Here is a 25,818-nt window from a genome sequence, read left to right on the forward strand (position 1 = left end):
TGCAGTTCCTTGATCAGGGAGGAGTTTCCGTCATCATCCCAGGGATGGTGACGGAAAGTGGTCGGATCACAGGCCGCTGTTTTCAGCAGCCGTCTTTAGCGCATCCTCTGCCGAGGATTGCCCCAGAAGCGCTTCCTGTATGGCCTGCTGCAGGGCCGTGGACAGTTCCTGATACTTCGGAGTGGTGGGGCGAGGATACATGGCGGCAAGGCCGAGCTTGGCAGCGGCGATAAGCTCTTCCTGACCCTTCGTCACGGCCGGGTCCTCATACGATGAAGCCCATATGGGCAGGCTGAGTTTCGCATATTCATTCTGCACGGGCTGGGAAGTCATGTGGACGATGTACTTCCAGGCTTCCTCAGGATGCTTGCTGGTGGTCGTGACGCCGAGTCCCATTGAACCGTTGACTGCGGACACCTCGCTCTTGCCGGTGACGCCCGGTGCGGGAACAATGCCCACTTTCCCCGCTACCTTGCTTTCCTTGGGATCGTTGGCCATGTTGTACATATAGGTCCAGTTGAGGGCAAAAGCGGCTTCGCCATTCTGGAATACCTTGCGGACATCCTCTTCCAGGAATTCCTTGGAGTTCGGATTGGTCAGGCCGGAATTATAGCTCGCCACCATATAGTTCAAAGCGTCGAGCCCGCCACCGGTCTGGAAATCAGGCTTTCCGTCCTTGAGGAAGTCGCCGCCATAAGCACTGACGAGAGTGGTGTAGTCGCAGATTGCCGCTTCCGCCTGAGACCAACTCCAGGCGATCGGCGTTGAAAGCAACCCCTTGTCCTTGATGATCTTGGCTTGCTCCGCAAGTTCGTCCCATGTGCGGGGCGGCGCCTTGATGCCGGCCTTTTCGAGGATGTCCTTGTTGTAGAACATATACTTCGTATCGAGAATCCAGGGCATGCCGTAGCTCTTGCCGCTATATTGGACCGTGGTCCACGCCCCCGGCAGGATGCCTTTCTTCATATCGTCGGTAATGCGGTCGGAGATATCGACAAGAACGTTGTTGCTTGCGTATTCAGCCGGCCAGATCACGTCGAACAGCACGACGTCGTAACCGCCGCCGGATCCCTGGGCCAGCACGGTCTTGTCATGCAGGCCTTCGTAAGGGACGAATTCGAGGTTCACCTTGATGTCCGGGTTGGCTTTCGTAAAAGCTTCCGTCATGGCGCGGACATCGTCCTCGCTATAGGCCGCCTGCGCCATAAAAAGCGCGTTCAGCGTCGTCTCTGCGAAAGCACTGCTTGCGAATGACAGCGCGGCGAAGCCGGTTCCGATCAGCAGTTTATGCGTGTTCTTCAACATCTTGCCCTCCATTGGCGATCAGATTCGATGGCCGGGACGCTTGGCGTCGTCCGGCGCTGAAATTTCCGCCGCTCTTTGCGGCAGCCGTCGACATATCGATCGAAACGAGTGGATTCGGCGCTCGCCGTTTTCCGATTTGTTCCCCGGAAGCTTCTTTGGCTTCATTAAGTCAATTGTCTTGACTTATTTATTGTTCGATAATCTAAACGTGTCAAGAGGAAATCTCCGATGAATAATGTCCGCCCCATCCGCGCCAAACGCGGGACGAATCTGGAAGGTGCGAGCGCGCATAACCGGCGCGTGATCGTGGAAGCTCTTCGGTTGAACGGGCAATTGTCACGTGCCGACCTGGCGCGCGCGACGGCATTGACGAAACAGACGGTATCGAACATCGTGGATGAACTGGAACGCGATGGTCTTGTCGTGTCGCTGACCGCCGTGCGTAGCGGGCGCGGCCAGCCTTCGACGCCCTACAGGCTTGTGCCGGAGGGCGCCTATGCCATCGGCTTGCAGATCGATCGCCATGTCACTCGCTCCATCGCAGTTGATCTTGTCGGAACTGTTTTGGTCCGCTTTGCCGCCAGCCTGCCTCAAGGTGGCCCGTCGGCCGGCGTAAAAACAGTGCTCGATCTCGTGGAGAAAACGCGCAGGGAACTGGCGAAGATCGCTACCCATTCTGAAGAGCGCCTCGTTGGACTTGGCGTGGCGATGCCTGGGCCTTTCGGTATCGAGACGGTCGACGACGATCCCTGGATGATGAGCGCATGGCAGAATTTTCCATTGCTCGAGACGCTTGCCGTGGGCACCGGATTGGATGTTGCGCTTCAGAATGACGCAGCAGCAGCAGCCACGGCGGAAAAAATGATCGGCGCAGCCAACGGGATCGACCACGCCATATGTCTCTATCTCGGTTATGGCCTTGGCGCCGGTCTTATCCTTGACGGGGATCTTTATCGCGGCGCGAATGGTAACGCGGGCGAAATCGGCATGGTTCTTACCGCCCGCCCCGAAGGAAGACTTTCTCCGCTTGAGCATCGCACCTCCATCGCCTCACTCTGCAAGGCTATGGATATAGATCCAGCCGTTGACGACCTGTATGGCAGGATCACGGATGCCGTAGCGATGATGAACCCAACACTGCTCGAATGGGTGGGGGGCGCCGCGGCGGATCTGCGCGCGACGATCCAGATGAGCGAAACCATCTTCGATCCGCAAACGATTATTCTGTGCGGGAGTTTGCCGGAAACGCTTGCGCGTCTCCTGATGCAGTCCCTCGATCCTCTGCTTCCGTCGATCGCGGAACGGCGCGACCGCACATTTCCCCGGCTTCAACTCGGCTTTACCGATCCCTGGGCCGTGGCGGTCGGCGCCGCCGCCGAGCCGATCGGTCGCACATTCGATCCGCGCTTCTCTGCCATTCTGAAGACGCGTGCGGGGTTCGTCGCTTGAGACCATGCAGCGGGGACGAGCCGAGCACGCTGCATCTGCCAGTTGCTCAATCGACCGGCCAAGGGGGGGGCTGCGAGATGCTGGATGTGGGCCGTTGGTCTATCCGCATGGTGCCCCGAACAGGGCTGCACCGGTGTCACGGGTTTCTGCCAACTACCTTGATGCGGATATAATCCACCTCAATCGGTCGCAGAAGCTGCAAGGCATAATGCCACGGCCGTCACTGGCGGCCGAAATCAGGCTCTTGCGTCTACCACTCATTTATCCATGAGAGGCCGTTCATTGGTAGCGTCGTATTTCAGAATCTCCGCTGTCATGCGACCCTGCCATCGGGCAACGAATTCCACTGTTTCGGACGCATTAAGATGGGTGCTGAGAGATGCCTGATCCCGCCATCGCTCGACGACAAGCAATCGCCCTATGTCTCGATCGTCCATGGCAACGGCATAGAGCAGGTTACCCTCTCGTCGCCTAACGCTACGTGTAAGCGCCTGAATGTCGGCAAGAAAATCGTCTATATCGACCGGCGCGACGTGTACATATCCCGTTAAGATCAGCATTGCCGTATCCCTATGGTTCATGGATCTCCGCGGCGAGACGGATTTTTCGTGTTTGAGTTATTCGACGGTGAGGACGATTTTGCCCTGGATGCTTCCGCGCTCGGCCCGCTGGTGTGCTCTGGCAGCCTCCGCGAGCGGGAACGTGCTGTCGATGACTATTCGAATGGCACCGTCATCGAGTAGTCGGGCGGTCTCGGCCAACTGCGCGCCGCTGGAACGGACCTGGGTCGTCGAAACAATGATACCTAATTTTTCAGCTTCTTCGTGATCGGTGAAGCCCAGGGGATACACTGGAAATAGCGCGCCGCCCCGCTTCAAGGTGCGGAGAAAACGGCCGGTGTCCTGTCCTCCTACTGCATCAAGGACGATGTCGATGTCGCTTACCATTTCGTGCGCCATCGACTGCGTATGATCGATGAACTGGTCTGCGCCGAGATCGCACATCAGCCTCTCATTCTTGCCGGACGCAACTGCGATAACGCGTGCGCCCTTCCACTTGGCGAGTTGTACGGCCAGATGTCCCACGCCGCCGCCAGCCCCGTTTACCAGAACCGTTCGACCTTGCAGCGGCGATGGAACATGTTTGTGGGCTTGGAATGGATTGATTTCCTCGTGGCCCAGGTCGATCAGAAACTGCCAGGCGGTAAGCAGCGACATTGGGGCGCCGGCAGCGTGAACATGATCGATGCCTGCCGGCTTTCTCGCCAGTTCCGACGCGGGTACGCTAACATATTCAGCATAGGCCTTGCTGCCTTCCATGACATTGGAAGGGAAGCGTACCATCGAGTACACCTCATCGCCGACGTTGAAATCCGTGACATTGTCGCCAATTTCCTCGACAATACCTGACACGTCCGATCCAAGAATAAGCGGGAATGTGGGACGTGGCTGCCACTCGGGCGGTAGAGACCGGTAACCATCCCTAAGGTACCAATCCGGCGGATTCAGACCGATCGCATGGACGCGCACCAAGACCTCCCCCTGCGCTAGGGCGGGCCTGGGAGCATCCTCATAACGCAATACTTCCGGGCCGCCAAACGCGTGTAGGCGAACAGCTTTCATAGCATTCATCATTTGTCCGCTCCTTCAGCAAAATCGTGCTGAAGGAGATATCGCGCGAAAACATGAAATTGATAATCGTGCGGAATATTGTTTTAATAGTGCCATGAAGGAACAAATTGCGCTTGAACGGCTGACAGGTCTGATCGCTTTCGCCCGGGCTGGATCGATGGGGAGTTACACGGCTGCCGCACGATCGCTGGCGATTTCACCGTCAGCGGTCAGCAAGAGCATCCAGCGACTGGAACAGAATCTCGGTGTTTCTCTCTTTACCCGGACCACACGTTCGCTGAAGCTCACTCCTGAGGGGCGCGATTTGCATGAACGTGCGCTGCTGTTGCTACGGGCGGCGGAGGAAATCGAGCAGTTGGCGAAGGCCGCGCGTGCAGAACCATCAGGTACCCTGCGGGTCGCAGCCTCCATGCCGATTGGCATTCATGTGATTGCTCCGGCCTTGCCGGAATTTCGAAGGCGCCATCCCGAGGTAATGGTCGATTTGCGTCTCAACGACCAGTTCGTCGATCTCGTTGAGGAAGGAATAGATGTCGCGGTACGGATCGGCAATCTCGCGGATACACGTCTTTTGTCACGAAAATTGGCTCGCCATCTCATGTGTTGTTACGCATCCCCGGCCTATCTGGCTGCGCGGGGTACCCCTTACCATCCAAATGAATTGCAGGTGCACGAGACGGTGAACCTGCGTTATCAAAGCACCGGCCATGTGATGCCCTGGCCTTTCCGAATCGGTGATCGCGATATCGAGATGGTGCCGGCGTCAGGCATTGCTGTAGACGCCAGCGAAGCACTGATCGCCACGCTTGTTGCCGGCGGTGGTATCGGTATCAGCGCGAGCTTTGTCGCTGCTCCCTATGTGGCGCGGGGGGAATTAGTGCCGGTGTTGTCCGACTACGCGGTCGAGCGGGACAATATCACAGCTGTCTGGCCACAAAGCCGTCGCTCCAACCCGGCGGTGCGTGTCTTTCTCAGCTATTTGCAGGAGGCTTTTCAGGAGCGGAGGGCGGTGAGCGACTAACCTTCTTTCCAGCAGTCACGAGGTCGGGTTCGTGAACTGCTCTCAAGGCGACCGGATATGCGCCAGCTTCGGCGAGACGCTTTAGCTTGGATTATGCTTTAGGGCCGCAGATTCTCTGCCAGAAAAATCCCAAGCGCCTTTGCTTCGGGAGAAAGGCTTGCCCGCCCTTTGATCAAGGCTATCTCCGATGCTGGCTGATCATCGAAGCCCTCCGATGTTGCAAGCCGCCTGTGTTCGGGAAGAACGGCATCGGATGGCAGGAGGCTAATGCCAAGGCCGGAGGCAACCGCGGCCTGCACGCCCATGAGGCCCTGGCTGGTATAGGCGATCCTCCAGCGACGGCCGCTGAGTTCTATGGTGCGAATGGCCCGATCCCGGTATATGCAGCCAACGGGAAACACGGCGAGAGGCACCGGATCGGTTTCTACTGCGCGCGTGGCGCTCTGCACCCAAATCAGCTCTTCCCTCCAACTCGCGATACACGCTCCCTCTTCAGGCTCCCGCTTGATCAGGGCCAAGTCGATCTCACCTGCTTCAAGCAGGCGGCGAAGCTCGATGCTCCATCCGCTGACGGTGTCGAGCCGGATTTGAGGTGATGCAACGGAGAATCCCGATAACAGATCGATCAGACGCCGCCCAGCAAAGTCCTCAGGAACTCCCAGGCGCACCGTCCGTGGCGCGGAAGGCTTGCGCATGAGCTCCGCGGCCTCTTCCGCTGTTGCAAGTATCTTTCGCGCATAACTGAGGAGCAGTTCGCCGGCCTCAGTTGTCTCGATCGCGCCTGCGGACTTATCTCGTTTCAGAAGAGATATGCCGAGGTTCGTCTCCAGCTTCTTGATCTGCTGGCTCACCGTGGATTGCGTTAGATGGACCCGCTCAGCCGCCTTCGTAAACCCGTTGCAATCAACTACGGCAGCAAAGGTCTTGAGGAGATCGAGGTCGAAGCCGAAGGTCATTCGATTTTCCACTTTTGAACATGCTGTTATTTAATTTTTCAATTAAAACGGGTTTTGTCAATATCGGCCTCATTGAAGGAGATGACGTCGATGACACTTGCCGGACCCACGCCAACCTGGTTGACTTTCGACTGCTACGGAACCCTGATTCAGTGGGACGAGGGGCTGCTCGCCGCTATGGACAAAATCCTTTCTGCGAAGGGAGACAACATAGACAAGAGCGCCTTCATCGCAGTCTACGACCATTACGAGCATAGCCTCGAGAGGGAGCGTCCCCATCGGACTTTTGCCGAAGTCAGCGCGCTTGCGTTGGAAAAGGCCATGCGTGAGTTTGGACTATCCTTTGCACCCGGCGATGCGCAGGTTCTTACGTCTTCAATAGGAAAGATGCCTCCGTTTCCAGAGGTGGTGGCAGCGCTTGCTGCGCTCAAGTCTGCTGGCTTCCGCCTCGCGATTATTTCGAACACGGATGATGCGATCATCGACGGTAACGTCGCTCAGCTCGGGGGATATGTCGATCGCATCATCACCGCCGAGCAGGCTGGGGCTTACAAGCCATCTGGACAGATATTCCGCCATGCCTGGAATAGCCTCGGTATCGAAATGGGCGATCTGGTGCATATCTGCGCCAGTCCGCATCTTGACTTGACCGCAGCGCGAGATCTTGGTTTTCGTGCAGTTTGGGTCGATCGAGGAACAGGCCGCAAACCGCTGCCGGACTACCGTCCGAATGAAGTCGTCTCAACGCTGGACAAGGTTCCCGCGGTTCTTGCTGCAGCGGGTTGGATGTAACAGGTAGAGGAAACGCAATGGCTCACGAACTCAACATATCGAAAGCACGGCCCGCTCCTCTGCGGAATATTTCGCTGGATACGGACGAAATATGGCAGGCGAGAACGGACGTCGCAGCCTGTCTTCGTATGGCCGCACGCCTCGGACTTGAAGAAGGAATCTGCAATCACTTTTCAGCCGTAGTACCTGGCCACCCCGATCTCTTCATCGTCAATCGCCTCGGCTGGGCGTTCCAAGAAGCAACTGCATCGTCGTTGCTCATCTGCGATTTCGAAGGCAACGTGGTGGCTGGGGATGGTGAACCGGAGGCAACGGCTTTCTTCATCCACGCTCGCCTGCACAAGATGTCGCCCCGCGTGGGGGCTGCCTTTCACACCCATATGCCGAACGCGACGGCTCTCAGCATGGTGGAGGGCGAACCGCTCGTGTGGGCAGGACAGACGGCACTCAAGTTCTACGGTCGCGTGGCGGTCGATGAAGACTATAACGGTCTGGCACTGGATGAACGCGAGGGCGACAGGATCGCCGCTGTTCTCGGCGACAAGGATATCCTGTTCATGAGAAATCATGGCGTTATGGTATGCGCGCCGAATATCGCGGAGGCATGGGACGACCTGTATTACCTGGAACGAGCGGCAGAAGTGCAGTTGAAGGCGATGAGCACCGGACGCAAACTCCTGCCTGTCTCGCGCGAGATCGCCTTGCAAGCGGCAAGGCAGATGCGGAAGGGGGACCCGGAAAGCGCCCGGATGCATCTGCAGAGCATCAGGCGAGTTCTCGACAGGCAAGAGCCGGAATATCGTGACTGACTTCTTTATGGGAAGGGTCGGATGCTGGCTTCGTGTGTTCTGTCTGCGCCGTTCATCGATACCCAGCCAAGCTCTCCTGCGCTGCTTTCTCCAATTTCGCGGCGGACCTAACAGCCTCCCCTCGGCCTCGAACCATATCGGCGTCACGACCCGTCCGGCGGGTTCTTGTCACGTCCCAGCGTGAAGGCTGCTGGCTTCCAAACTGATCAGGGTCGCGACTGCCAGCACGGCGAATGTTGCAAAAAGAAAGGCGCCGGCGAACACACCTGTCGCTCTTATCGTGCCAATCTCCAGGTCCTGTTTGAACCAGCGGATCTGCGCTTGCGCGTACCAGATCGTGGCAAGGGAAATTGTTATCAAGCCAGGTAACAGACCTTGCTCATGGGGCATGGATGAAAGATCGAAACCAAGTACCAGGATAAAAACGAACGGCGTCGCCACGTAGCACTGGCTGAAAAACGGAGGACGAAGCGAATTCCGGGTGAGCCTGACTTTCTTTAGATGCAGGAGCGTGACCGCCATGGACAGCGGGTAAATTCCAAAAATTACACCGCGTGCGATCAGAAGGTTCGAATCCGAGCCAAATTCCTTTATTCCGAGTGCTGGATCGAAAACCGACGGAAATGCAGCGGACAGCCCCTGAGAAAGCAGTAGCGTAATCAGAAGGAAAAGGGGAGGGCTCAGTGTATCGTCGTATTGATCTTCAGGTCTGTCTGCGAGCTCTGTGTCCGCATAGCGCATCATACTCAGCGGTCTCATGACAGAGCGCCACATTGTCACCGGGTAAAACAGCAGCCACGATACTAGCTCGTAGAGGAGTTCCTCCAACGATTTGAGCAGCTTCATGAAGTCCACTTTACCCCCCAGCTCTGCGCCCTTACATGCACGATGGTTATGATTAACAGCGCTGAGCGGTTGCGTCACGCGCGCAGGCCCGTTGCAGATACAAACGCAGGCTGGAGAGCGTGGGCATTGCCGGTGTTCTCGCTGACATTACCGATTGCGTGAAAAAGTTCTGCTAGACTTTCCTGAGTGTGCGGACAACAGGCGCGCACACAGGGCACCGTTTTTCGATTATCGGCTTTTCCTGCGTCGCCCGGCTTTCGCTGATGATCCAGCGGGGCCGCCCAGGCGTATAGAGATCGACGAAAAAAATCGGGAGGCAAACCTTGTCCGCCGCAATGCGAATGCTTCTGGTTTCATTATTGATCCTGCCGATTGGCGCCGCTCAGGCTGAGGATTTGAATGGTCGCGAGATAAAGACACTGATAGAGGGCAAAACGGTTCGGTTGAACACATCTCTCGGCTTGCAGCTTCCTCTGCGTTATCGCTCCAACGGTGTGGTCGCTGGCAATATTTCCAGCTTCTCCATGGCGAGGATGTTCGCTCCGAAGGAAGAGGGGCGCTGGTGGGTGAATGCAAACCGCCTCTGCCAGAAATGGCCCACATGGTATGACGGGCGAACTTTCTGTTTTAGCATTCGTGGCGCCGGTAAAAATCGCATCACTTGGGTACGCGATGACGGCGCCAAGGGATCGGCGATCATTAGCGATTGATGCCGAAGGCCATGGAAATGAGCGACAATCAAAAGACAGCCTGGATCATCGGTGCCAGTTCAGGAATCGGCAGGGCGCTGGCGCTGAAGCTTGCGCGTGATGGCTGGCGGGTTGCCGTGAGCGCTCGCCGTGCGGATGCGCTTGCGGATCTGGCCCGGGAGGCGGGTAGCTGCATTCAGGTTTTCCCGCTGGACATCTGCGATCCCGAAGCCGTGAGCAAGATCTCAGCCGCGGTCAGGCAGGAAATGGGACCGCTTGCCCTCTTCGTTCAGGCGGCAGGCACCTATACACGCGACACGCCCAGCGCCTTCGATGCAAGCGCCATGCGGCGTATGGTCGACCTCAACCTGATTGGCACCGCCCATTGCCTCGAGGCGGTCATTCCCATCCTTATCGCAGACGGCGGAGGAAGAATTGCGCTTGTCGCATCGGTTTCAGGCTATGCCGGCCTTCCGGGAGGCGGGGTCTACGGAGCGACGAAATCGGCGCTGATCACATTGGCGGAAGCGATGGCCCCTGACCTGGCTCGTCATGGCGTTGCCGTCAGTATCGTTAATCCCGGCTTCGTGCGCACGCCTCTCACCGATCTCAACGACTTCCCCATGCCTTTCATCGTCAGTGCGGAAGCTGCAGCGGATCATATCTGCAAGGGGTTGCGGAAAGGGAGTTTTGAGATCGCCTTTCCCTGGCAGATGGTATTTGGACTTAAGCTGTTGCGACTGTTGCCTTATCCGCTTTTCTTTGCCCTGACACGGCGAATGCTGCGTCAGGGGTGAGACTTTCACCTCTCCAGCGTGAACTGCACGACATCGAGCCGGTCCGTGCGGAAACCGGCCGCGCAATAGTGAAGGTAGTAGCGCCAGGTGCGGTGAAACCGCTCATCGAAGCCGAGTGATCGAATGCGGGGCCAATTGCCGGTGAAGGCCCGGTCCCAGAGCAGCAGCGTGCGTTCATAGTCGCGACCGAAGCGCAGGCGGTCGGTCACGGCGAGCCCCGCTTTCGTGGCGGTAGTTTCGAATGCGGTAACAGAGGGGAGCATGCCGCCGGGGAAAATATAGGTCTGGATAAAGTCTGCCCCGCGCCGATAAAAGTCGAAACGGCTTTCGTCGATAGTAATTACCTGCACAATGGCCTTGCCGCCATCGGACAGAAGCTCGCGGACTCGGCTGAAATAGACCGGCCAGTTTTCCTCGCCCACTGCCTCGAACATTTCGATGGATACGATCTTGGTGAAGCGGCCCCTGATCTCGCGATAGTCTTCCAGGCGGATGTCGGACCTATCGGCAAGGCCGGCTTTTGCCAGCCTTTCGATTGCGAACTTCGCCTGTTCCGAAGACAGCGTCAAACCTGTTACTCGACAACCGGTGCGACGGATGGCGCGTTCGGCAAACCCACCCCAGCCGCAACCTATCTCCAGAACGTGATCGTCTGGACCGATCGCAAGTTCATCGATGATCCGATCATATTTCGCCTTCTGAGCCTCATCGAGCGAAAGGTCATCGCGATGATAAAGCGCCGAGGAGTAGGTCATCGTATCGTCGAGCCAGGCGGAATAGAATGCATTGCCGAGGTCGTAATGGAAGGCAATGTTGCGGCGACTGCCGGACCGGGTATTGCGGCGAAGTCTATGGCGAATACGCGCAAAGATCCGGCTAATCACCGGAGCGGCAATCACGTCCTTGAGGTGCTCTTCGTTGATAAGGGCGAGTTCGAGCAATACTGCGACATCCGGACTTTCCCAGTCTCCATCCATATAAGATTCTGCGAAGCCGATGCTGCCGGAGCGCAAGAGTTTCCATACTGGACGAGAGGACTTCAGACGCAGCGTTGCCGCCGGTCCTGCTTCCTGGCCGGCGCAAATCATCTCCTGGCCGTCGGGGAACACCAGCGTTAGACGACCATGTGAAATGCGTCTGGCCCAGCCGCAGATGATACGCTGCCAGAACGGGTGCGACTGGCTGATAATGGAGTTGGTGGAATGGTCCGCATGGCTCATGCTTTTTTTTCCTTCATGGCACTCCCGGCAGTAACGATGGTGGAGGCGAGCGATGAGTCCGCCTTTCGGTGACGGTGGACCGGCACGCCCTTTAGCCAGAGGAGAAGCGCCTCCCAATGAATGGCGCCCATGATCTTCAGGGTCATCAATGGATAAGCGAGGAGCATCCTCGCAAGCATGAGGTCGGTGAGCGGCCGACGCTTGCCGGAAAACGAAGCAAAAAGAAGTGGTCCATCGTGGTCAGCTTCATCGATGGCGATAAGCACAGTCTCATCCGGAGGCGCGATGCGGAACCGGTAACGGCAATCCATGGGCACGAAGGGCGAGACATACATGCCCTTGGCGCATTCATGGCGGACGGTACCGCCTGCGTTCAGCTCCACCGGAATAATATAGGCGTGCCGTTCGTGAAAGGTGTTGCAGACTTCGTAGAGGATCGCGCGGAGCGCGCCATCTTCCGTATGACAGAAATAAACGGTGAGCGGGTTGAAGACATAGCCGAAAATACGAGGATAGCAGAGTATCGATATACCTATGCCCTCAATCGAAATGCCTGCTTTCCTCACTTCTTCTTCCACCCAGCCTCGCAACCCGCCCTTCTCCTGGCGACCGTGGTCGATGTCATGGAAGCTGAACACCGCAGGCCGGTTATAACCGAAAAGCTTCAGGCTGTTGGAAAGTGTCTCAGCTTCATCAAGATCAATCAGCAAGGAGAAAACGCTGTAATTAAGCCTGTGTACCTTCGGCCGGCGCCGATGGTGAATGACATGTCCTGAGAAGATTGCCGAAACCGGGTTCATTCTGCGACCGCCTTCATAGCGTCGATGAATATGCGGCCGTATTCATCGGCGACTGTCCAAGGTCGCCGGATGCCGCCGAGCTGTTCTGCAACGGCCAATCCTGCTTGAAGACCGTCCTCATGGAACCCGCTTCCGAAGTGGGCCCCGCAAAACCAGGTACGGCGCCGTCCTTGCAGTCCCCAGATGTCCTTCTGGGCCGCAATTGCAGCTGCGTCGAAGAGCGGGTGGGTATAGTGAAAGCGGCCATGAACCTTGCTTTCGTCGATTGCCATGCAAGGATTGAGGGTCACGAACACTGGCTGAGCGGGATCGATACCCTGAAGACGATTCATCCAGTAGGTGACGCAAAGCGGTACATCGCCGCCGTGGCCCTCGCCGGCAACGTAGTTCCAGCTTGCCCAGGCTCCCTTCCGCTTCGGCATCAGACGCGTGTCGGAATGAACGACAGCTAGGTTATCGGTATATCTGAACGCTCCGAGCAGGGCATTCTCGCGGTCGTCCGCATCGGTGAGCATGGTCAGTGCCCGGTCGGCATGCGTGGCGATAATCACCTCGGCAAAGCGATCGGTTAGACCGTTGGCACAGGTGACGGTCACCCCGAACGCATCACGCCGGATGCCGACGACTGGAGAACCGAAACGCCGCTCGCCATTGAAATCATCGAGAATACGCTGGACATATCTGCGGCTGCCGTGTGTCACCGTGCGCCATACCGGCCTGTCTTTCAGAAGGAGAAGGCCGTGATTGACGAAAAATCGCAGGAAGGCCTTTAGGGGGTACGAGCGCATGTCACTCGCAGTGGTCGACCAGATCGCCGCACCCATCGGTAGCAGATGATCGCGTATAAAGGCGGGACCGTATTTTTCTCGCTCGAGATAATCACCCAACGTCAACTCGGCGGTGTTTTCGGTTTCGAGCATACGCGGTGCTTCTCTGTAAAAGCGCATGATGTCTGAAACCATCGACCAGAAACGTGGCTTCAGCACATTGGTTTTCTGGCTGAGCAGGCCGGCGATGCCCGAGCCAGAGTATTCGAAGTGGCCACCGTCGAGTGAGGCGGAGAACGACATATCGGATGTCCGCGTCTCCACGCCGAGATGCTCGAACATTGCAACAAGGTTGGGATAATTCCGGTCGTTGAAGACGATAAAACCGCAATCGACCGGGATCGGTCCATTCGAGCCGCTAACCTCGACGGTATTGGCATGGCCACCGGCGCGGTTTTCCTCTTCATAGAGTGTCACGTCCATCGAACGAGACAGGAGCCACGCGGCAGAAAGTCCTGAAATGCCGGCCCCGATTACGGCTACCTTGCCTCTTCCCGTGTCTTGCCTGCGTCCCGTCAACGTGTCCATCTATCACTCCCGCCAGCTATTCTTTGAGAAGCTTTACGACAGGAGATTTCGGTTGGATCGGTCGAAGATGTTTTTTTCGGCGCGGTGATCCAGATTTTCGTTGGCCGCGTATTGGCTGCATGACATTAAGCGTTTCACACTTTGTCGGGCGATGCCACAATGAGGCGCCGCAATCCGTGTTTACCACGCAGTCCGCGCGGCGAATGGTCGGCGTTGCGCCTGTAAGGATTGCAGAAGCGGTGATGGATGAACCCCCGGAAGATTTGGCCAGGCTTTTGGACGCTGTTGCGTCTCGTCGCGATATTGCGGCGTTCGAAAAACTATTCCGGCATTTTGGTCCCAAGGTGAAAACCTACATGCTTAAGCAGACGAAGAATCTGCATATGGCGGAAGAACTGATGCAGGAAACGATGATTACGGTATGGAGAAAGGCCGATCTTTACGATGCGGCTCGGGGCACTGTTTCCGCATGGATATTTACCATCGCTCGCAATTTATTCATTTCCGCATGCCGCAAACAGAAACGACCGGAATTTGATCCGAACGATCCGGCTTTCGTGCCTGCCGTAACCGAGCCCGCCGATGTCGGGCTGGCAAGCCGCCAGGATGCCGAAACGCTTCGTGCTGCTTTGCGCGACTTGCCACCGGAACAGCGGGAGTTGGTACAGCGATCCTTTTTTTCGGACGTGCCTCATAGCACTCTGGCGGAAGAGTTCGGCTTGCCGCTCGGCACCGTCAAGTCACGTATCCGGATGGCCATTGCCAAGCTGCGCAAGAACATGGAGGACCGGCGATGAATGTTCGTCACCATGTGAGCGATGACCTTCTTTCAGCTTATGCGACCGGTGAGCTGGTGGAGGGCTGGAGCCTTGCCGTTGCCACCCATCTGGCGCTCTGCCCAGATTGCCGAAACCGGCTTCGTGATTTTGAAGCGATTGCGGGGGAGCTGTTCGAGGGCCTGCCAGCCTCGACGGATGACATGGGCTCATCCTGGGCGCAACTCAGTCAAAGGCTCGCTGATCCGTCGGATGGCATTATCCCGGCAGCGCGCCAAGGCGTTGTGGCATCAGCCTCGCGAGCCCCGGTACTGCCTGAGCCCCTCCGCTCGTATGTCGGGTCCGATGCGCTGGCGTTGAAATGGAAACCGCTCGGCCGCGGCGCCTATCAGGTGCCGATCCCAACCGGCGACGGCGTGACGAGCGTTCGCCTGTTACGTATTCCCGCAGGCAGGCCGGTGCCGGAACACAGTCATGGCGGGCGCGAACTCACGCTTGTTCTGGCCGGTAGCTTTTCCGATGAAAAGGGACGGTTTTGCCGCGGCGATATAGAGGAAGCTGATGAAGAACTGCAACATCAACCGATTGCCGGTGCTGGTGAAGATTGCATCTGTCTGGCTGTGACGGATGCCCCTCTGCGGTTCAAAAGTCGCTTGTTGCGGCTGATACAGCCTGTTCTTGGGATATGAGGAGCCTTCCGATGCCGACGCCCTTGATCGCCTACTTGTCAGCCGCCGTCGCATTTTTCGGTCTTGATTACATCTGGCTCAGCCGCGTAGCGATTGGTTTTTATCGATCCGAAATCGGTGATCTGCTGCGTGACAAACCTAACATGATGGCGGCCGCAGCGTTCTACCTGTTCTATATTGGCGGCATCGTCTATTTCGCGGTCATGCCCGGGTTGCAGAAGGAGAGCCTGGCGGTAGCCTGTCTTAATGGCGCGCTTCTCGGCCTTGTCGCCTATGGAACCTACGATGCCACGAACCTTGCGACCCTTAAGAACTGGACCCTCCATGTTAGTGTCGTGGATGTCCTGTGGGGCGCAATCCTGACGGCGATCGCGGCCTCGTCCGGCTATCTGGTTTCCTCATATTTCAAGGGGTGAGCCAACAAACATATGTTTGTTGTCGCTCATCTCAATCGCGGGCATTCCAAAATGGAGCGCTCCGTTTGCCACACGCGGTGCGGCCTCTCGATCCCTCGACCATATTGATATGGCGGATGGACAAAGTCCCGCGACTACTTCTTCGAACCTCCATTTTCTGCAAGTTTTTAACACAGATGGGCGGGCGAGATACGCAAGTCGTGTCAACGTGTTCCTATGTAGGAGATCCGAATACCCGATTTGATGCTTCCGAAACGTCCACCTCCCTCGACCCGGTAATTGAATAATCGGGCTATGGTTGTTCTGATCTTGCTTGTTGTTGAACCCTGTTGGCTGCTTCACGGAAGTTGAATTCGGATGAGAGTCGAGCGTCTGACGGATTTTGAAGATAATTCCATTTTCACTGCGGATCTCGTGATCGTGGGTGCCGGTCCTGCCGGACTGACGATCGCAACCCAATGTGCTGGAACGGGCCGGAGGGTGCTTGTCGTCGAAAGTGGGATCGAAGTGGAAACCGAGCGTCATTCTGAACTCAATGCGGTCGAGAACATTGGCGAGCTCCGGTCCGAAGCGCAGGTCAGGAAGCGGATCGAATTTCACGGACCCCAAGCTCAGCTGTGGTCTCCACAGGTACAGCCTTTCGGTGTCCGATGCAGGGCACTTGGAGGATCGACGCATGCATGGGCCGGTAAATCGGCGCCTTTTGATGTCATCGATTTCAATTCGCGGCCCTGGGTTCCTCATTCCGGCTGGCCTGTCGATCGCGCGGCTATCGAGCCTTATCTTTTGCGCGCGACCGAGGTGCTGAACCTTAGTCCGATGGCGCCAACCAGGCGTTTTGATACAGAGGGATTGCATTCCTTCTATTGGCAATTTGCCCGTTCGCGCGTTGACAAGCTTGATGTCATGCGCTTTGGCAGCGAAGTGATGGCGTGGCGGCCGGATAATCTCCATATTCTGCTCGACGCATCCGTGACACATGTCGGACTAAGCGAAGATGGAACGCAATTCTCATATCTCGAGATCGCGAGTATGGAGGGCAGGCGTGCGCGCGTTAAGGCCAAACTTTGCGTCCTTGCTGCCAGCGGCATTGAAAATGCCCGTCTCCTGTTGGCCTCCGACGACATTCATCCAAATGGGATCGGCAACTGTCACGACGTGGTAGGGCGCTATCTGATGGATCATGCCGCAGCGCGTGTCGGGCGATTTTCTGCTCATGAAATGGCCGCGCCGGCAAAGCTCTTCGGCTTCTTCGGGGTCCACCACAAAAAACGGGCGCATATGTTTATGCATGGTTTGGCGTTGACAGAGCAAATGCAGGAACAAGAGCAGTTGCTCAACGCAGCAATCTATTTTTCAACGGAGCGCGCACCCGACGATCCATGGGATGCCCTGAAAAAACTCTTGCGCTGGAAAAGCACGAGCATCAACCGTGACCTGCTGTCAGTGGCAACGGGATCGGGTTTTCTTGCCAGAGGCATCGGCATGAAGATCCTTTCAGACCACCGCACGCCACAGGTCGTCAAGGACCTTGTGATCAACACGGCGATCCGGCTTTCACCGAACATGGTTGCAGACGAGTTTCAGAGCCGCGGCTTGCCGCATAAACTCTCCGGCCTGCGAATAGAAGCTATCTGCGAGCAGATGCCTAATCCCGATAGCAGGGTCAGCCTCAGTTCGCGGAAGGACCGGTTCGGCACACCTCTCGCCCGGGTGGATTGGCGCATCAACGCTGCCGAACGGCATACTCTGCTCAGGATCGCCGAACTCTCCCGCGTGGCGCTCGTGAGCCATGGGTTGCCAGCTCCCACTCTGGAGGAATGGGCGCGCGACCGTCGACCCGAGGACATCGTCATCATCGACATGGCGCATACGCTTGGAACAACGCGAATGTCGGACAACCCTAAGACCGGCGTCGTGGACCGTAACTGCAAGGTCCATGGGCTGCCCAACCTATTTGTCGCCGGAGGCTCCGTATTCCCGACCAGCGGCCATGCCAATCCCACCCTCATGATCATCGCCTTTGCAATCAGGCTGGCAGATCGTCTAGATGCGGAACTCAAGGCGGCTTGAAGTCGTCTTCTCCTTCGCCGTAACATGGCAACGCGGCAGGTGTGGCAGGTGAAGAAATGACCGACCGTGTGAAGCGACCAGGTAGGGCAGCAAAGGTCGGTCAACCTAATCGTCAGAATTTTCCGCTTTCGAATTGTTCCATCTAGAGCGTGCCCATTCCACCGTCGATTTGCAGTTCCGCCCCCACGGTAAAGCTGGCTTCATCGGACGCGAGGAAAACCACGGCCTTGGCGACTTCCGAGGGCGTGCCGAAACGGCCAGCGGGAACCTGAGCCAATACACCGGCAGCCATCGCCTTGGTGCCCTCCTCAGACAGGCCGAGCTTACCGTAGAGTGGCGTGGCGATCGGGCCGGGGCTGACTGCGTTCACACGAATGCCACGGCCAATCAGTTCGCCCGAGAGAGTACGCGCCATCGACAGCAGCGCTGCCTTGCTAGCACCGTATACGCTGGATGTGGGCATGCCGACATGGGCGTTGACCGAGGTATTCAGCACGATCGACGCAGGATTGCTCAACAGCGGTAGCAACGCCTGGACAAGAAAGAACGGTCCCTTGACGTTTATATCGAAAGTGCGGTCGAAATCTGCTTCCGCCCAGTTTTCAATGGGCCTCAGATCGGCGACACCGGCGTTTATGAAGACGATGTCGAGCTGGCCAAAGGTTTTCTCGATTTCGGCGGCGACGGTTTTTTGTGCTGCAACATCGCTCGCATCGGCGCGGATAATGAGTACTGTGGCACCCAATTCGGCCCGGGCGGTCTCTATGGTCTTGGGGTTCGTACCGGTGATGGCGACGCGGGCACCTTCGGCAATAAACTGCCTGGCGGTTTCGAGGCCGATGCCGCTGGTCCCTCCGGTTATCAGGGCAGTCTTGTTTGCGAGACGGGTCATGGTGATACTCCTTTTTCTTTCAATGAGTTGTTGGTTGGGGCAAGACCGGTCGGCGTATCTTTCGTTTTCATCAGGCCGCCTGCTTGAGTTGAATATGGTCTTTTTCCCTTGTTCGGATTAGCCTGCAGAAATCGGTTCTATTTTCCGGATTTTCCGAACGATGATGAAGCTCGAAGGCATCGCAGTGTTCGTGGCGATTAGTGAAGCAGGTTCGATCAGCGAGGCCGCACGACGGTTGCGTCAGCCGAAATCGGTCGTCAGCGAAAGGCTGGCGGAGTTGGAACGTACGCTTGGGGCCAAACTGGTGCACCGAACGACGCGACGGCTGACGCTGACAGAAGACGGCAGCGCGTTTCTGGATCGTGCCCGGCGGATTATCAACGATGTCGAGAGTGCGGCGGCGGACATGGCCGAACGGCGCGGCGCCATGGTCGGCCCGTTACGTATCTCCGCGCCCGTGACGTTCGGGCGAATGCATTTGGGACCGGCGCTCTATCCGTTTCTTGCGTCGTATCCGCAGATCGAACTGACGCTCGATCTTGACGATCGCCGGGTGGATGCGAGTTCGGGCGGGTTCGATGCCGTCATTCGCCACGGCCCTATCCTGGACTCACGACTGATGACCTGGAAGTTGGCGCCAAGCCGTCGCGTGCTGTGTGCCTCGCCCGCTTATATCGCCGGGCATGGCGCGCCGCGCTCGATCGAGGAGCTGGCCGGGCACAAAGGCATTTTCTACACCAATCGCGGCGTTGCCGACTGGCGTTTTCCGCGTGGTGTTGCCGGCGGCACCAAAGGTGATGCCTTCGTCGTGCATGGACGTTTGGGGCTCGGGCTGAACAATGGCGACATGATCCGGGATGCCGCGATCGCGGGGCTTGGCATTGCCCTACTACCGATGTTCATCGCCGGCCCGGCGATGAAGGCAGGCGACCTCTTGCCTATCGATATCGGCATGCATCCCGAGGACGAATTCATCTACATGGCCCATCCCGAGGGGCGAAATCCGTCGGCCAAACTCCGGGCGATGGCGGATCATCTGAGTGCGACTTTCGGTAGTCCTCCCTACTGGGATAATTCGGCAATCTGACCGGCCATGGCACCGGCCTACCTATACAGGGGGGCGCGCTTAGGCTTTCGTCCACTCATCGGGCGTGGAGGCCATCGGGCCGCGATCTCTCGTCCATTTTGGAACGATGAGAAGAGACCCGGTTGCCTTCGTAATGCGCGGCGCCTGTCAAGGCGACGCCATCCATTCGAACGCACGATACTGGGCGTCCGCGATGGTTGTATAAGTTGGCCACCCGAAGCGCGCCCCGGCGTTCGGGGAACGCGGATCATCGCGTTGGGCGATCTCCCTTATCAGCTTCCGCCGCAGAGCGGTGATGTAGTCGCCGACTGCCTTCGGCACCATCACGAAAGCGCTGAAACCGCCTATGACGTTGTCAGAAAAATAGGAGGCCAATAGAAGGCCGGGGTTCTCGCCGCTTCCATCCGGGATGGCGATGGCATTTATAGTGTATCCCTTTGCTATCGCCCTTCTCCTGGATTCCTGAACGGGTAGGCCGTCGTTGTTTTCGCCGTTGCCGGAGATGTCTATTACCTTTCTTTCGGCTGTTCCCGGAAACTTGTCGAGAAGCAGGCTTCCAACATCGATGGCTGAGGAAATGGATGTGCCGCCTCTGCCCCGGCGGCTGAAGCCGGTGTCGCCTTTGTTGGCGATCACCCGGGCAGCGTTTCCGGCATCCGCCGGTCCACAAATCCTTGTCCACGGCAGCACGACCCTGATCTGCGCCGGGCTCGCCCATTCAAAGTAAGTTATACCGATGCAGCCCCGACGATTGCTGGAAATGGCATCGAGGAACTCCGGCGAAGTGAGTGCGGTCACATGCCCGTTCCTTTGCAGGTCGGCAGTGTCCGGGTCGATCGATGATGAGAAATCAACTGCAAATACGATTGCAACATCGACGTCAAAGGTTTGCGCCTCACCGACACCGGTGGCGTGAGCCTGCAATCCGAAACTCAACGCCGCTGCCATCGCACCCGCCAGTTTCACGGAGAAATTTGTCATTCGCATAGGTCCCTCCCGCCGGTTTTCCTGTGGGGCATGATCCCCGTGAGGAAAACGGAACCATTGGGCGGGAATACGTTCGACCCCCTTTTGGGGGTTGAAGGGAGACGGATGGCGCAGATTGCTCCGGCCCGAGAGCATTTGGAGGCGAGGGCGCGAAAGAGCCAAAACGATCGGCTGCCTGAAGTTTGCGACTGGCATCGCTCGTGGCGGCACTGGCACGGCCGCTATTGAAGGCTGAAAACTATATGCTATACTTGAAACGGCAAAGTCGCAGATAATATCGCTTTCGAATATTGAGACGTATACTTTCAGATTTTCAAAATATCCACGGCAAAGCTGCCGATTCATATTGTATCCAATCGATATATCGCTTGGCTTCTGCCCGCTGTTCGTGCCTGGCAATCACTTAAGGGGGGCGATATGTCGATCGACATCAGCCGCTTTCAACATGCGTCCGCGCACTTGTCGGACGTTATTGCCGATCCGTCGCGTTGGACAGAACTCCTGGAGGAGGTCGCGACGGCCACCGGCGCCATGGGAGCTGCCTTGATCCCGCAGACCGGGTCCGAAGGAGCGGTGGCGACCGCGCATCTTGGAGAGTGCCTGCAAACCTATGTCCGCGAGGGATGGCCTGAGCGAGACGCCGATAGTCACCGGCGCGCAAGGGTTCTGAATTTGCGAGGCGAGGTTGCCCTGGATCGTGATCTGATCGATGCCGCCGATGAGGACGCGCCATTTTTCGACGAATTCCTGCCTCGTTTTGACGGGAAATGGTGGGCGGGCATCGGAATCCATACCGGCCCGGACTTCTGGTCCCTGACGCTGCATCGATCTCTTCGCCAAGGGACATTCGAACAGACGGAAAGGGCGATCCTCCGACAGTTTTCCCTGCGGCTGAACGAGGTGGGCAGTCTTGCGCATCTTGCCGGGCGCGTCACATTGTCGACCGTTGCGAATTCGTTCGATCAAATCGGAAAGGCGGTGGTGGCGATCGATGCAACCGGCAGGTTCATCCATGCCAACTCGGCAGCACAGCAACTCCTGGGCGCCTCCGTCCACATCGCCGGCGGGCGGCTGATACTTCGCGATCGCCACGCGGCGGCGGAATACGGCAAGGTCATCGACCGACTGAGAGGGCTTCGCGAGGGCAAGACCTTGTGCGCACCTCCAATTGTCGCGCGGCAGGAGAACGCCGCTCCGATCGTGATCAGGGTCCTGCCAGTCGATGGCGGGGCGAAGTCTCCCTTTCTTTGTGCGAGAGCATTGCTGCTTCTCGATGAGATCGTTGCTCCCGCCAAGTCCGACTGGCAGGTTCTCATTCGCGCTTTCGGTCTCACCCCGGCGGAAGCGCGTCTCGCGGCGCTGCTCGCAAGCGGCGAGACCCTCGAAACCGCTGCGGAAGCGCTCCGCGTTACCAGGGAAACCGCCCGAAGCAGGGTCAAATCCATTTTCCAGAAGACCGACACTCATCGGCAAGCCACCCTGGTGGCCTTGCTGGCCTCTCTTGGGAGGTGCTGATTGTCGAGAGACCCTGCCTCCGGGCACGTCGAACATCCACGCGCCGCCTATTCAATCGACAATATAAAAATACCCCGCGAAGGCATGGCGCTCGCGGGGCATTGCATTCCGAACCCGGACGGGATCTCAGTAGTGGACAGACAGGGAGTCGATCGGCTTCGTCTTCGGCGGAGCGAACTTTGTCAGGTCGATTCCTTCAACGGCAGACCGGTACTCTTCCATGCTCGGCGTGCGGCCAAGGATCGCCGACAGCACCACGACCGGGGTCGATGCGAGGAGAGATTCGCCCTTCTTGTCGGTCGTATCTTCCACGACGCGCCCTTGGAACAGACGGGTCGAGGTCGCGAGAACGGTGTCGCCCTTCTCGGCCTTTTCCTGGTTGCCCATGCACAGGTTGCAGCCGGGACGCTCGAGATAGAGGATGTTCTCGTACTCGGTGCGGTTGGTGGTCTTCGGCTTCACATCATCGAACTCGAAGCCCGAATACTTCTGCAGGATTTCCCAGTCGCCTTCGGCCTTCAGTTCGTCGATGATGTTGTAGGTCGGGGCAGCAACCACGAGCGGTGCCTTGAACTCGATCTTGCCTTCGGCCTTCTCGATGTTCTTCAGCATCTGGGCGACGATCTTTATGTCGCCCTTGTGCACCATGCACGAGCCCACGAAGCCGAGGTCCACCTTCTTGGCGCCGCCATAGTAGGAAACCGGGCGGATCGTGTCGTGGGTATAGCGCCGGGAAACATCGGCATTGTTCACGTCGGGGTCGGCGATCATCGGCTCGTCGATCTGGTCGAGATCAACCACGACTTCAGCGAAGTACTTGGCATTATCGTCAGGCTTGAGAGCCGGCTTTTCGCCAGAGCGGATCTCGGCGATACGACGATCGGCCTTGGCGATCAGGCCCTTGAGGGTCCCGGCCGCATTGTCCATGCCTTTTTCGATCATGATTTTAATGCGCGACTTGGCGATTTCCAGCGACTCGATCAGCGTTTCGTCTTCCGAAATGCAGATCGATGCCTTGGCCTTCATCTCTGCCGTCCAGTCGGTGAAGGTGAAAGCCTGGTCGGCAAGCAGCGTGCCGATGTGCACTTCGATGATACGGCCCTGGAAGACGTTGTCCCCATGCTGATTGAGCATCTGCGCCTGCGTTGCGTGGACCACATCGCGGAAGTCCATGTAGGGCTGCATCGTGCCCTTGAAGGTCACCTTGACCGACTGCGGGATCGGCATGGTGGCCTCGCCCGTTGCCAGCGCCAGCGCCACGGTGCCGGAGTCAGCGCCGAATGCCACGCCCTTGGACATGCGGGTATGGCTGTCGCCACCGATGATGATGTCCCAGTCGTCTACGGTGATGTCGTTCAGCACCTTGTGGATGACGTCCGTCATCGAATGATAGACGCTCTTCGGATCGCGGGCGGTGATCACGCCGAAGTTGTTCATGAAGGACATGAGCTTCGGAATGTTGGCCTGAGCCTTCTTGTCCCAGACGGATGCCGTGTGGCAACCGGACTGGTAGGCACCGTCGACGAGCGGCGAAATGACGGTTGCCGCCATCGCCTCCAGTTCCTGCGCGGTCATCAGGCCGGTGGTGTCCTGCGAGCCGACGATGTTCACCTTCACGCGAACGTCGGAGCCGGCATGCAGGATCTTTCCCGGGGTTACGCCGACGGCGTTGCGGTTGAAGATCTTCTCGACAGCCGTCAGGCCCTGGCCCTCGATGCTGATTTCCTTGTTCGGGGCAAAGACCGGGGTCGGCTCGATGCCGAGCGTCTGGGCGGCAAACGTCTGGAGCTTCTTGCCGAAGACGATGGCATAGGAGCTGCCGGCCTTCATGAACTCCATCTTCTGCGGCGTGAAGGCGGCAGCGACATCGACCAGCTCATTGCCGTTCTCGTCGCGAAGCTTCTTGTTCTTGGCGTCGATCTTCAGCACGGTGCCGGTCTCGACCGAGAATTTCTGTTCGAGGATGGGGTTGCCGTCGTTGTTGAGGATCGGCTTGCCGTTTTCACCGGTCTTCTTGACCCAGTTCTTCAGGTTGATGCCGATGCCGCCGGTCACGTCGACGGTGGTCGCGAAGATCGGCGAGATGCCGTTGGTGCCGGCGACGATCGGGGCGACGTTGACGAAAGGCACATAGGGGCTGGCCTGCTTGCCGGTCCACAGCGCCACGTTGTTCACGCCGGACATGCGCGAAGAGCCGACGCCCATCGTGCCCTTCTCGGCGATCATCATCACGCGCGCGTCGGGGTGTTTCTTCTGCAGCGCCACGATTTCCTGCTGCGCTTCCGGCGAGATCATACACTGGCCATGGAGCTGGCGGTCGGAGCGCGAATGCGCCTGGTTGCCCGGCGACAGAAGGTCGGTCGAGATATCGCCTTCGGCGGCGATGAAGGTCACGACCTTGATTTCGTCCTCTACATCCGGGAGCTTGGTGAAGAACTCGGCTTTGGCATAGCTTTCAAGCACGTCCCTGGCGACTGCATTTCCCGCCTTGAAGGCATCGCGCAGCCGGAACATGTCGGCGTCGTAGAGGAAGACCTGGGTCTTCAAAACTTCACCGGCCTTTGCGGCAATCGCTGCGTCATCGCCAAGCGCGATGTCGAGCAGCACTCCCACCGAGGGACCGCCCTTCATGTGCGACAGCAGTTCGAGGGCAAAATCGGGGGTGATTTCCGGAACGACCGCTTCGCCGAGAATGATCTTCTTCAGGAACGCGGCCTTGACACCGGCCGCGCTGGTCGTGCCCGGCAGCGTATTGTAGATGAAGAACTTCAGGGCATCTGGCCGGTGTTCGCTGCCGACATCCTCAATCAGCGTGATGATCTCGCCGAGGAGCGCGCCGTCATCAATCGGCTTGGGAGCGAGCCCTTGAGTTTCTCTGCTTTTGATCTCAGCCAGGTAATCCAAGTAAAGGTTCATCGCAATCCCAACGTCTTGAGGTTGTGGCGCCGAAACGCAGCGACGCCGAATGGTATCGTTAATCGGCCCATCGTCCGACGGTTTTCGAGTACGCCAGCCGGGGCCGGCTGGCAAGATGCCCTATTCCGGTAAAAAAGTAGTACCAAGGGTTCGGCATTAACGAGTTCGGTTGACCCCGGGGGCACCTGTCGGATCGTAATACCGACAAGCAACCAGTTACCCGGTTTGGCTTTTATGATCCAACTCGCTGTGGGGGCAGTTATCGTTTGATGTCTCGGGAACGACGGCCAAGTGATGCCTGTGGCTTTCTGCGGGGAGCCTGTGGCCTATCCTTGAGATGCATAGATCTATGCTGATCTATGCATCTCGTTCAATGCGCTTTGCGCAGTGGCCGCGGAATTGCAGATCCTCTATCCGGGTGTGAATGCAATTACACACCTTCGTCGATCATGGTGTAGATTTTGCGGGTTTGTTCATGAAGGGTCCATTCGCCCCGCCAGCCGATCGGCAGCACGAACATCTCTCCAGCGACGATCTTTTGCTCGGTGCCGTCGCTGTTGTGCAGGGTCACACTGCCGGATAGCAGATGGCAGATTTCGGAGTTCTTGCTGCGATCGGCGGTGAAGCGGCCGGGCGTGCATTCCCAGATACCGGTTTCCAGCTTGCCGTTTGGGCTGGTCCAGAGCACGACAGCCGCCTCCCGCTGCTCTCCCTCGATCGAGGTGGGTTTCGGCTCAAAGGCCCCGATGTCGAGGCTGAGAAGGTCGCCGAAATTCTCGAAACTGATCATGAAACTA

Annotated in this window: 25 protein-coding genes; 12 read left to right on the plus strand and 13 right to left on the minus strand. The window is 57.8% G+C overall.

Translation table 11 applies throughout. The features are described 5' to 3' along the window. Positions 1–66: 66 nt before the first annotated feature. On the minus strand, positions 67–1,305 hold the full coding sequence (locus H4I99_RS18510) for an extracellular solute-binding protein (RefSeq protein ID WP_163898110.1): 1,239 nt from the start codon (positions 1,303–1,305) through the stop codon (positions 67–69). Positions 1,306–1,533: 228 nt separating this feature from the next. Here H4I99_RS18510 and H4I99_RS18515 point away from each other — a divergent pair, with 228 nt between their 5' ends. Further along, on the plus strand, positions 1,534–2,754 hold the full coding sequence (locus tag H4I99_RS18515; protein ID WP_163898113.1) for an ROK family transcriptional regulator: 1,221 nt from the start codon (positions 1,534–1,536) through the stop codon (positions 2,752–2,754). Between the two features lie 257 nt (positions 2,755–3,011). On the opposite strand, the gene H4I99_RS18520 is transcribed toward H4I99_RS18515, so the two are convergent. Both H4I99_RS18520 and H4I99_RS18525 read right to left on the minus strand, forming a co-directional pair. After that, positions 3,012–3,335, minus strand: coding sequence for a putative quinol monooxygenase (locus H4I99_RS18520; protein ID WP_342345165.1), 324 nt, complete (start codon positions 3,333–3,335; stop codon positions 3,012–3,014). A 36-nt stretch (positions 3,336–3,371) separates the two neighbouring features. Beyond that, complete coding sequence (locus H4I99_RS18525; RefSeq protein WP_163898119.1) at positions 3,372–4,388, minus strand: NADP-dependent oxidoreductase; 1,017 nt, start codon at positions 4,386–4,388, stop codon at positions 3,372–3,374. Positions 4,389–4,479: 91 nt separating this feature from the next. Here H4I99_RS18525 and H4I99_RS18530 point away from each other — a divergent pair, with 91 nt between their 5' ends. Continuing rightward, positions 4,480–5,406, plus strand: a complete 927-nt coding sequence (locus H4I99_RS18530; RefSeq protein ID WP_163898122.1) for a LysR family transcriptional regulator — start codon at positions 4,480–4,482, stop codon at positions 5,404–5,406. Positions 5,407–5,504: 98 nt separating this feature from the next. Here H4I99_RS18530 and H4I99_RS18535 read toward each other — a convergent pair whose 3' ends face one another. After that, complete coding sequence (locus H4I99_RS18535) at positions 5,505–6,362, minus strand: LysR substrate-binding domain-containing protein (RefSeq protein WP_163898125.1); 858 nt, start codon at positions 6,360–6,362, stop codon at positions 5,505–5,507. A 90-nt stretch (positions 6,363–6,452) separates the two neighbouring features. Here H4I99_RS18535 and H4I99_RS18540 point away from each other — a divergent pair, with 90 nt between their 5' ends. Together H4I99_RS18540 and H4I99_RS18545 are read left to right on the plus strand one after the other, a co-directional pair. Beyond that, positions 6,453–7,154 (plus strand): haloacid dehalogenase type II, encoded by a 702-nt coding sequence (locus tag H4I99_RS18540; RefSeq protein WP_163898127.1) that lies wholly within the window; start codon positions 6,453–6,455, stop codon positions 7,152–7,154. A 17-nt stretch (positions 7,155–7,171) separates the two neighbouring features. After that, positions 7,172–7,963 carry an aldolase gene (locus H4I99_RS18545; RefSeq protein WP_163898130.1) on the plus strand — a complete coding sequence of 264 codons (792 nt, stop codon included), beginning with the start codon at positions 7,172–7,174 and terminating at the stop codon, positions 7,961–7,963. A 168-nt stretch (positions 7,964–8,131) separates the two neighbouring features. Here the strand turns inward: H4I99_RS18545 and H4I99_RS18550 are convergent, their stop codons facing one another. Then, positions 8,132–8,809, minus strand: coding sequence for a permease (locus H4I99_RS18550; protein ID WP_194362159.1), 678 nt, complete (start codon positions 8,807–8,809; stop codon positions 8,132–8,134). A gap of 323 nt (positions 8,810–9,132) precedes the next feature. Between H4I99_RS18550 and H4I99_RS18555 the strand changes: the two genes are divergently transcribed. Then, entirely contained in the window at positions 9,133–9,519 is a 387-nt protein-coding gene (locus H4I99_RS18555; RefSeq protein ID WP_244625165.1) for a hypothetical protein, read from the plus strand. Between the two features lie 17 nt (positions 9,520–9,536). After that, positions 9,537–10,295, plus strand: a complete 759-nt coding sequence (locus tag H4I99_RS18560) for an SDR family NAD(P)-dependent oxidoreductase (RefSeq protein ID WP_244625166.1) — start codon at positions 9,537–9,539, stop codon at positions 10,293–10,295. Between the two features lie 5 nt (positions 10,296–10,300). On the opposite strand, the gene H4I99_RS18565 is transcribed toward H4I99_RS18560, so the two are convergent. Genes H4I99_RS18565 through H4I99_RS18575 form a run of 3 tightly spaced genes read right to left on the minus strand, consistent with a single transcriptional unit; the run spans position 10,301 to position 13,670 of the window. After that, positions 10,301–11,515, minus strand: coding sequence for an SAM-dependent methyltransferase (locus H4I99_RS18565; protein ID WP_163898137.1), 1,215 nt, complete (start codon positions 11,513–11,515; stop codon positions 10,301–10,303). After that, complete coding sequence (locus tag H4I99_RS18570) at positions 11,512–12,315, minus strand: DUF1365 domain-containing protein (protein ID WP_163898140.1); 804 nt, start codon at positions 12,313–12,315, stop codon at positions 11,512–11,514. The genes H4I99_RS18565 and H4I99_RS18570 overlap by 4 nt, the downstream gene beginning before the upstream one ends. Continuing rightward, a complete protein-coding gene (locus H4I99_RS18575) occupies positions 12,312–13,670 on the minus strand; it encodes an NAD(P)/FAD-dependent oxidoreductase (RefSeq protein ID WP_163898143.1) in 1,359 nt (452 codons plus the stop codon). The genes H4I99_RS18570 and H4I99_RS18575 overlap by 4 nt, the downstream gene beginning before the upstream one ends. 176 nt (positions 13,671–13,846) lie before the next feature. Here H4I99_RS18575 and H4I99_RS18580 point away from each other — a divergent pair, with 176 nt between their 5' ends. The 4 genes from H4I99_RS18580 (at position 13,847) to H4I99_RS18595 (ending at position 17,624) form a co-directional block, all read left to right on the plus strand. After that, on the plus strand, positions 13,847–14,467 hold the full coding sequence (locus H4I99_RS18580) for a sigma-70 family RNA polymerase sigma factor (RefSeq protein WP_246225535.1): 621 nt from the start codon (positions 13,847–13,849) through the stop codon (positions 14,465–14,467). After that, a complete protein-coding gene (locus H4I99_RS18585; protein WP_163898146.1) occupies positions 14,464–15,135 on the plus strand; it encodes a ChrR family anti-sigma-E factor in 672 nt (223 codons plus the stop codon). The genes H4I99_RS18580 and H4I99_RS18585 overlap by 4 nt, the downstream gene beginning before the upstream one ends. An 11-nt stretch (positions 15,136–15,146) precedes the next feature. Next, entirely contained in the window at positions 15,147–15,551 is a 405-nt protein-coding gene (locus H4I99_RS18590; RefSeq protein WP_163898149.1) for a DUF2177 family protein, read from the plus strand. 357 nt (positions 15,552–15,908) lie between these two features. Next, positions 15,909–17,624 carry a GMC family oxidoreductase gene (locus H4I99_RS18595; protein ID WP_163898152.1) on the plus strand — a complete coding sequence of 572 codons (1,716 nt, stop codon included), beginning with the start codon at positions 15,909–15,911 and terminating at the stop codon, positions 17,622–17,624. Positions 17,625–17,766: 142 nt separating this feature from the next. Here H4I99_RS18595 and H4I99_RS18600 read toward each other — a convergent pair whose 3' ends face one another. Beyond that, the gene (locus H4I99_RS18600) at positions 17,767–18,516 is read right to left on the minus strand and encodes an SDR family oxidoreductase (RefSeq protein ID WP_163898156.1); all 750 of its coding nucleotides are present in this window, start codon (positions 18,514–18,516) and stop codon (positions 17,767–17,769) included. A 160-nt stretch (positions 18,517–18,676) separates the two neighbouring features. Here H4I99_RS18600 and H4I99_RS18605 point away from each other — a divergent pair, with 160 nt between their 5' ends. Then, positions 18,677–19,603 carry a LysR family transcriptional regulator gene (locus H4I99_RS18605; protein WP_163898159.1) on the plus strand — a complete coding sequence of 309 codons (927 nt, stop codon included), beginning with the start codon at positions 18,677–18,679 and terminating at the stop codon, positions 19,601–19,603. Positions 19,604–19,750: 147 nt separating this feature from the next. Here the strand turns inward: H4I99_RS18605 and H4I99_RS18610 are convergent, their stop codons facing one another. Beyond that, positions 19,751–20,584 carry a DUF1194 domain-containing protein gene (locus tag H4I99_RS18610; protein ID WP_342345166.1) on the minus strand — a complete coding sequence of 278 codons (834 nt, stop codon included), beginning with the start codon at positions 20,582–20,584 and terminating at the stop codon, positions 19,751–19,753. Between the two features lie 405 nt (positions 20,585–20,989). Continuing rightward, positions 20,990–21,604, minus strand: coding sequence for a hypothetical protein (locus tag H4I99_RS18615; protein WP_163898165.1), 615 nt, complete (start codon positions 21,602–21,604; stop codon positions 20,990–20,992). On the opposite strand from H4I99_RS18615, the gene H4I99_RS18620 reads away from it, so the two are divergent. Further along, the gene (locus tag H4I99_RS18620) at positions 21,572–22,105 is read left to right on the plus strand and encodes a helix-turn-helix transcriptional regulator (protein ID WP_163898168.1); all 534 of its coding nucleotides are present in this window, start codon (positions 21,572–21,574) and stop codon (positions 22,103–22,105) included. The two genes, H4I99_RS18615 and H4I99_RS18620, sit on opposite strands and share 33 nt — an antisense overlap. Positions 22,106–22,231: 126 nt before the next feature. Here H4I99_RS18620 and H4I99_RS18625 read toward each other — a convergent pair whose 3' ends face one another. Together H4I99_RS18625 and H4I99_RS18630 are read right to left on the minus strand one after the other, a co-directional pair. Further along, positions 22,232–25,021, minus strand: a complete 2,790-nt coding sequence (locus H4I99_RS18625) for a bifunctional aconitate hydratase 2/2-methylisocitrate dehydratase (RefSeq protein WP_163898171.1) — start codon at positions 25,019–25,021, stop codon at positions 22,232–22,234. A 430-nt stretch (positions 25,022–25,451) separates the two neighbouring features. Beyond that, positions 25,452–25,811 carry a cupin domain-containing protein gene (locus tag H4I99_RS18630; protein WP_163898174.1) on the minus strand — a complete coding sequence of 120 codons (360 nt, stop codon included), beginning with the start codon at positions 25,809–25,811 and terminating at the stop codon, positions 25,452–25,454. Positions 25,812–25,818 lie beyond the last annotated feature (7 nt).

The organism is Paenirhizobium daejeonense, assembly GCF_014280875.1.
Lineage (GTDB): Bacteria > Pseudomonadota > Alphaproteobacteria > Rhizobiales > Rhizobiaceae > Allorhizobium > Allorhizobium daejeonense.

What these genes read in the sequence shown, in the direction of transcription:
- H4I99_RS18510 (WP_163898110.1), bottom strand. Translation starts at nt 1,305, where the DNA reads ATGTTGAAGAACACGCATAAACTGCTGATCGGAACCGGCTTCGCCGCG.
- H4I99_RS18515 (WP_163898113.1), top strand. Translation starts at nt 1,534, where the DNA reads ATGAATAATGTCCGCCCCATCCGCGCCAAACGCGGGACGAATCTGGAA.
- H4I99_RS18520 (WP_342345165.1), bottom strand. Translation starts at nt 3,335, where the DNA reads ATGAACCATAGGGATACGGCAATGCTGATCTTAACGGGATATGTACAC.
- H4I99_RS18525 (WP_163898119.1), bottom strand. Translation starts at nt 4,388, where the DNA reads ATGATGAATGCTATGAAAGCTGTTCGCCTACACGCGTTTGGCGGCCCG.
- H4I99_RS18530 (WP_163898122.1), top strand. Translation starts at nt 4,480, where the DNA reads ATGAAGGAACAAATTGCGCTTGAACGGCTGACAGGTCTGATCGCTTTC.
- H4I99_RS18535 (WP_163898125.1), bottom strand. Translation starts at nt 6,362, where the DNA reads ATGACCTTCGGCTTCGACCTCGATCTCCTCAAGACCTTTGCTGCCGTA.
- H4I99_RS18540 (WP_163898127.1), top strand. Translation starts at nt 6,453, where the DNA reads ATGACACTTGCCGGACCCACGCCAACCTGGTTGACTTTCGACTGCTAC.
- H4I99_RS18545 (WP_163898130.1), top strand. Translation starts at nt 7,172, where the DNA reads ATGGCTCACGAACTCAACATATCGAAAGCACGGCCCGCTCCTCTGCGG.
- H4I99_RS18550 (WP_194362159.1), bottom strand. Translation starts at nt 8,809, where the DNA reads ATGAAGCTGCTCAAATCGTTGGAGGAACTCCTCTACGAGCTAGTATCG.
- H4I99_RS18560 (WP_244625166.1), top strand. Translation starts at nt 9,537, where the DNA reads ATGAGCGACAATCAAAAGACAGCCTGGATCATCGGTGCCAGTTCAGGA.
- H4I99_RS18565 (WP_163898137.1), bottom strand. Translation starts at nt 11,515, where the DNA reads ATGAGCCATGCGGACCATTCCACCAACTCCATTATCAGCCAGTCGCAC.
- H4I99_RS18570 (WP_163898140.1), bottom strand. Translation starts at nt 12,315, where the DNA reads ATGAACCCGGTTTCGGCAATCTTCTCAGGACATGTCATTCACCATCGG.
- H4I99_RS18575 (WP_163898143.1), bottom strand. Translation starts at nt 13,670, where the DNA reads ATGGACACGTTGACGGGACGCAGGCAAGACACGGGAAGAGGCAAGGTA.
- H4I99_RS18585 (WP_163898146.1), top strand. Translation starts at nt 14,464, where the DNA reads ATGAATGTTCGTCACCATGTGAGCGATGACCTTCTTTCAGCTTATGCG.
- H4I99_RS18590 (WP_163898149.1), top strand. Translation starts at nt 15,147, where the DNA reads ATGCCGACGCCCTTGATCGCCTACTTGTCAGCCGCCGTCGCATTTTTC.
- H4I99_RS18595 (WP_163898152.1), top strand. Translation starts at nt 15,909, where the DNA reads ATGAGAGTCGAGCGTCTGACGGATTTTGAAGATAATTCCATTTTCACT.
- H4I99_RS18600 (WP_163898156.1), bottom strand. Translation starts at nt 18,516, where the DNA reads ATGACCCGTCTCGCAAACAAGACTGCCCTGATAACCGGAGGGACCAGC.
- H4I99_RS18605 (WP_163898159.1), top strand. Translation starts at nt 18,677, where the DNA reads ATGATGAAGCTCGAAGGCATCGCAGTGTTCGTGGCGATTAGTGAAGCA.
- H4I99_RS18610 (WP_342345166.1), bottom strand. Translation starts at nt 20,584, where the DNA reads ATGACAAATTTCTCCGTGAAACTGGCGGGTGCGATGGCAGCGGCGTTG.
- H4I99_RS18615 (WP_163898165.1), bottom strand. Translation starts at nt 21,604, where the DNA reads ATGGATGAACCTGCCGGTTGCATCGATCGCCACCACCGCCTTTCCGAT.
- H4I99_RS18625 (WP_163898171.1), bottom strand. Translation starts at nt 25,021, where the DNA reads ATGAACCTTTACTTGGATTACCTGGCTGAGATCAAAAGCAGAGAAACT.
- H4I99_RS18630 (WP_163898174.1), bottom strand. Translation starts at nt 25,811, where the DNA reads ATGATCAGTTTCGAGAATTTCGGCGACCTTCTCAGCCTCGACATCGGG.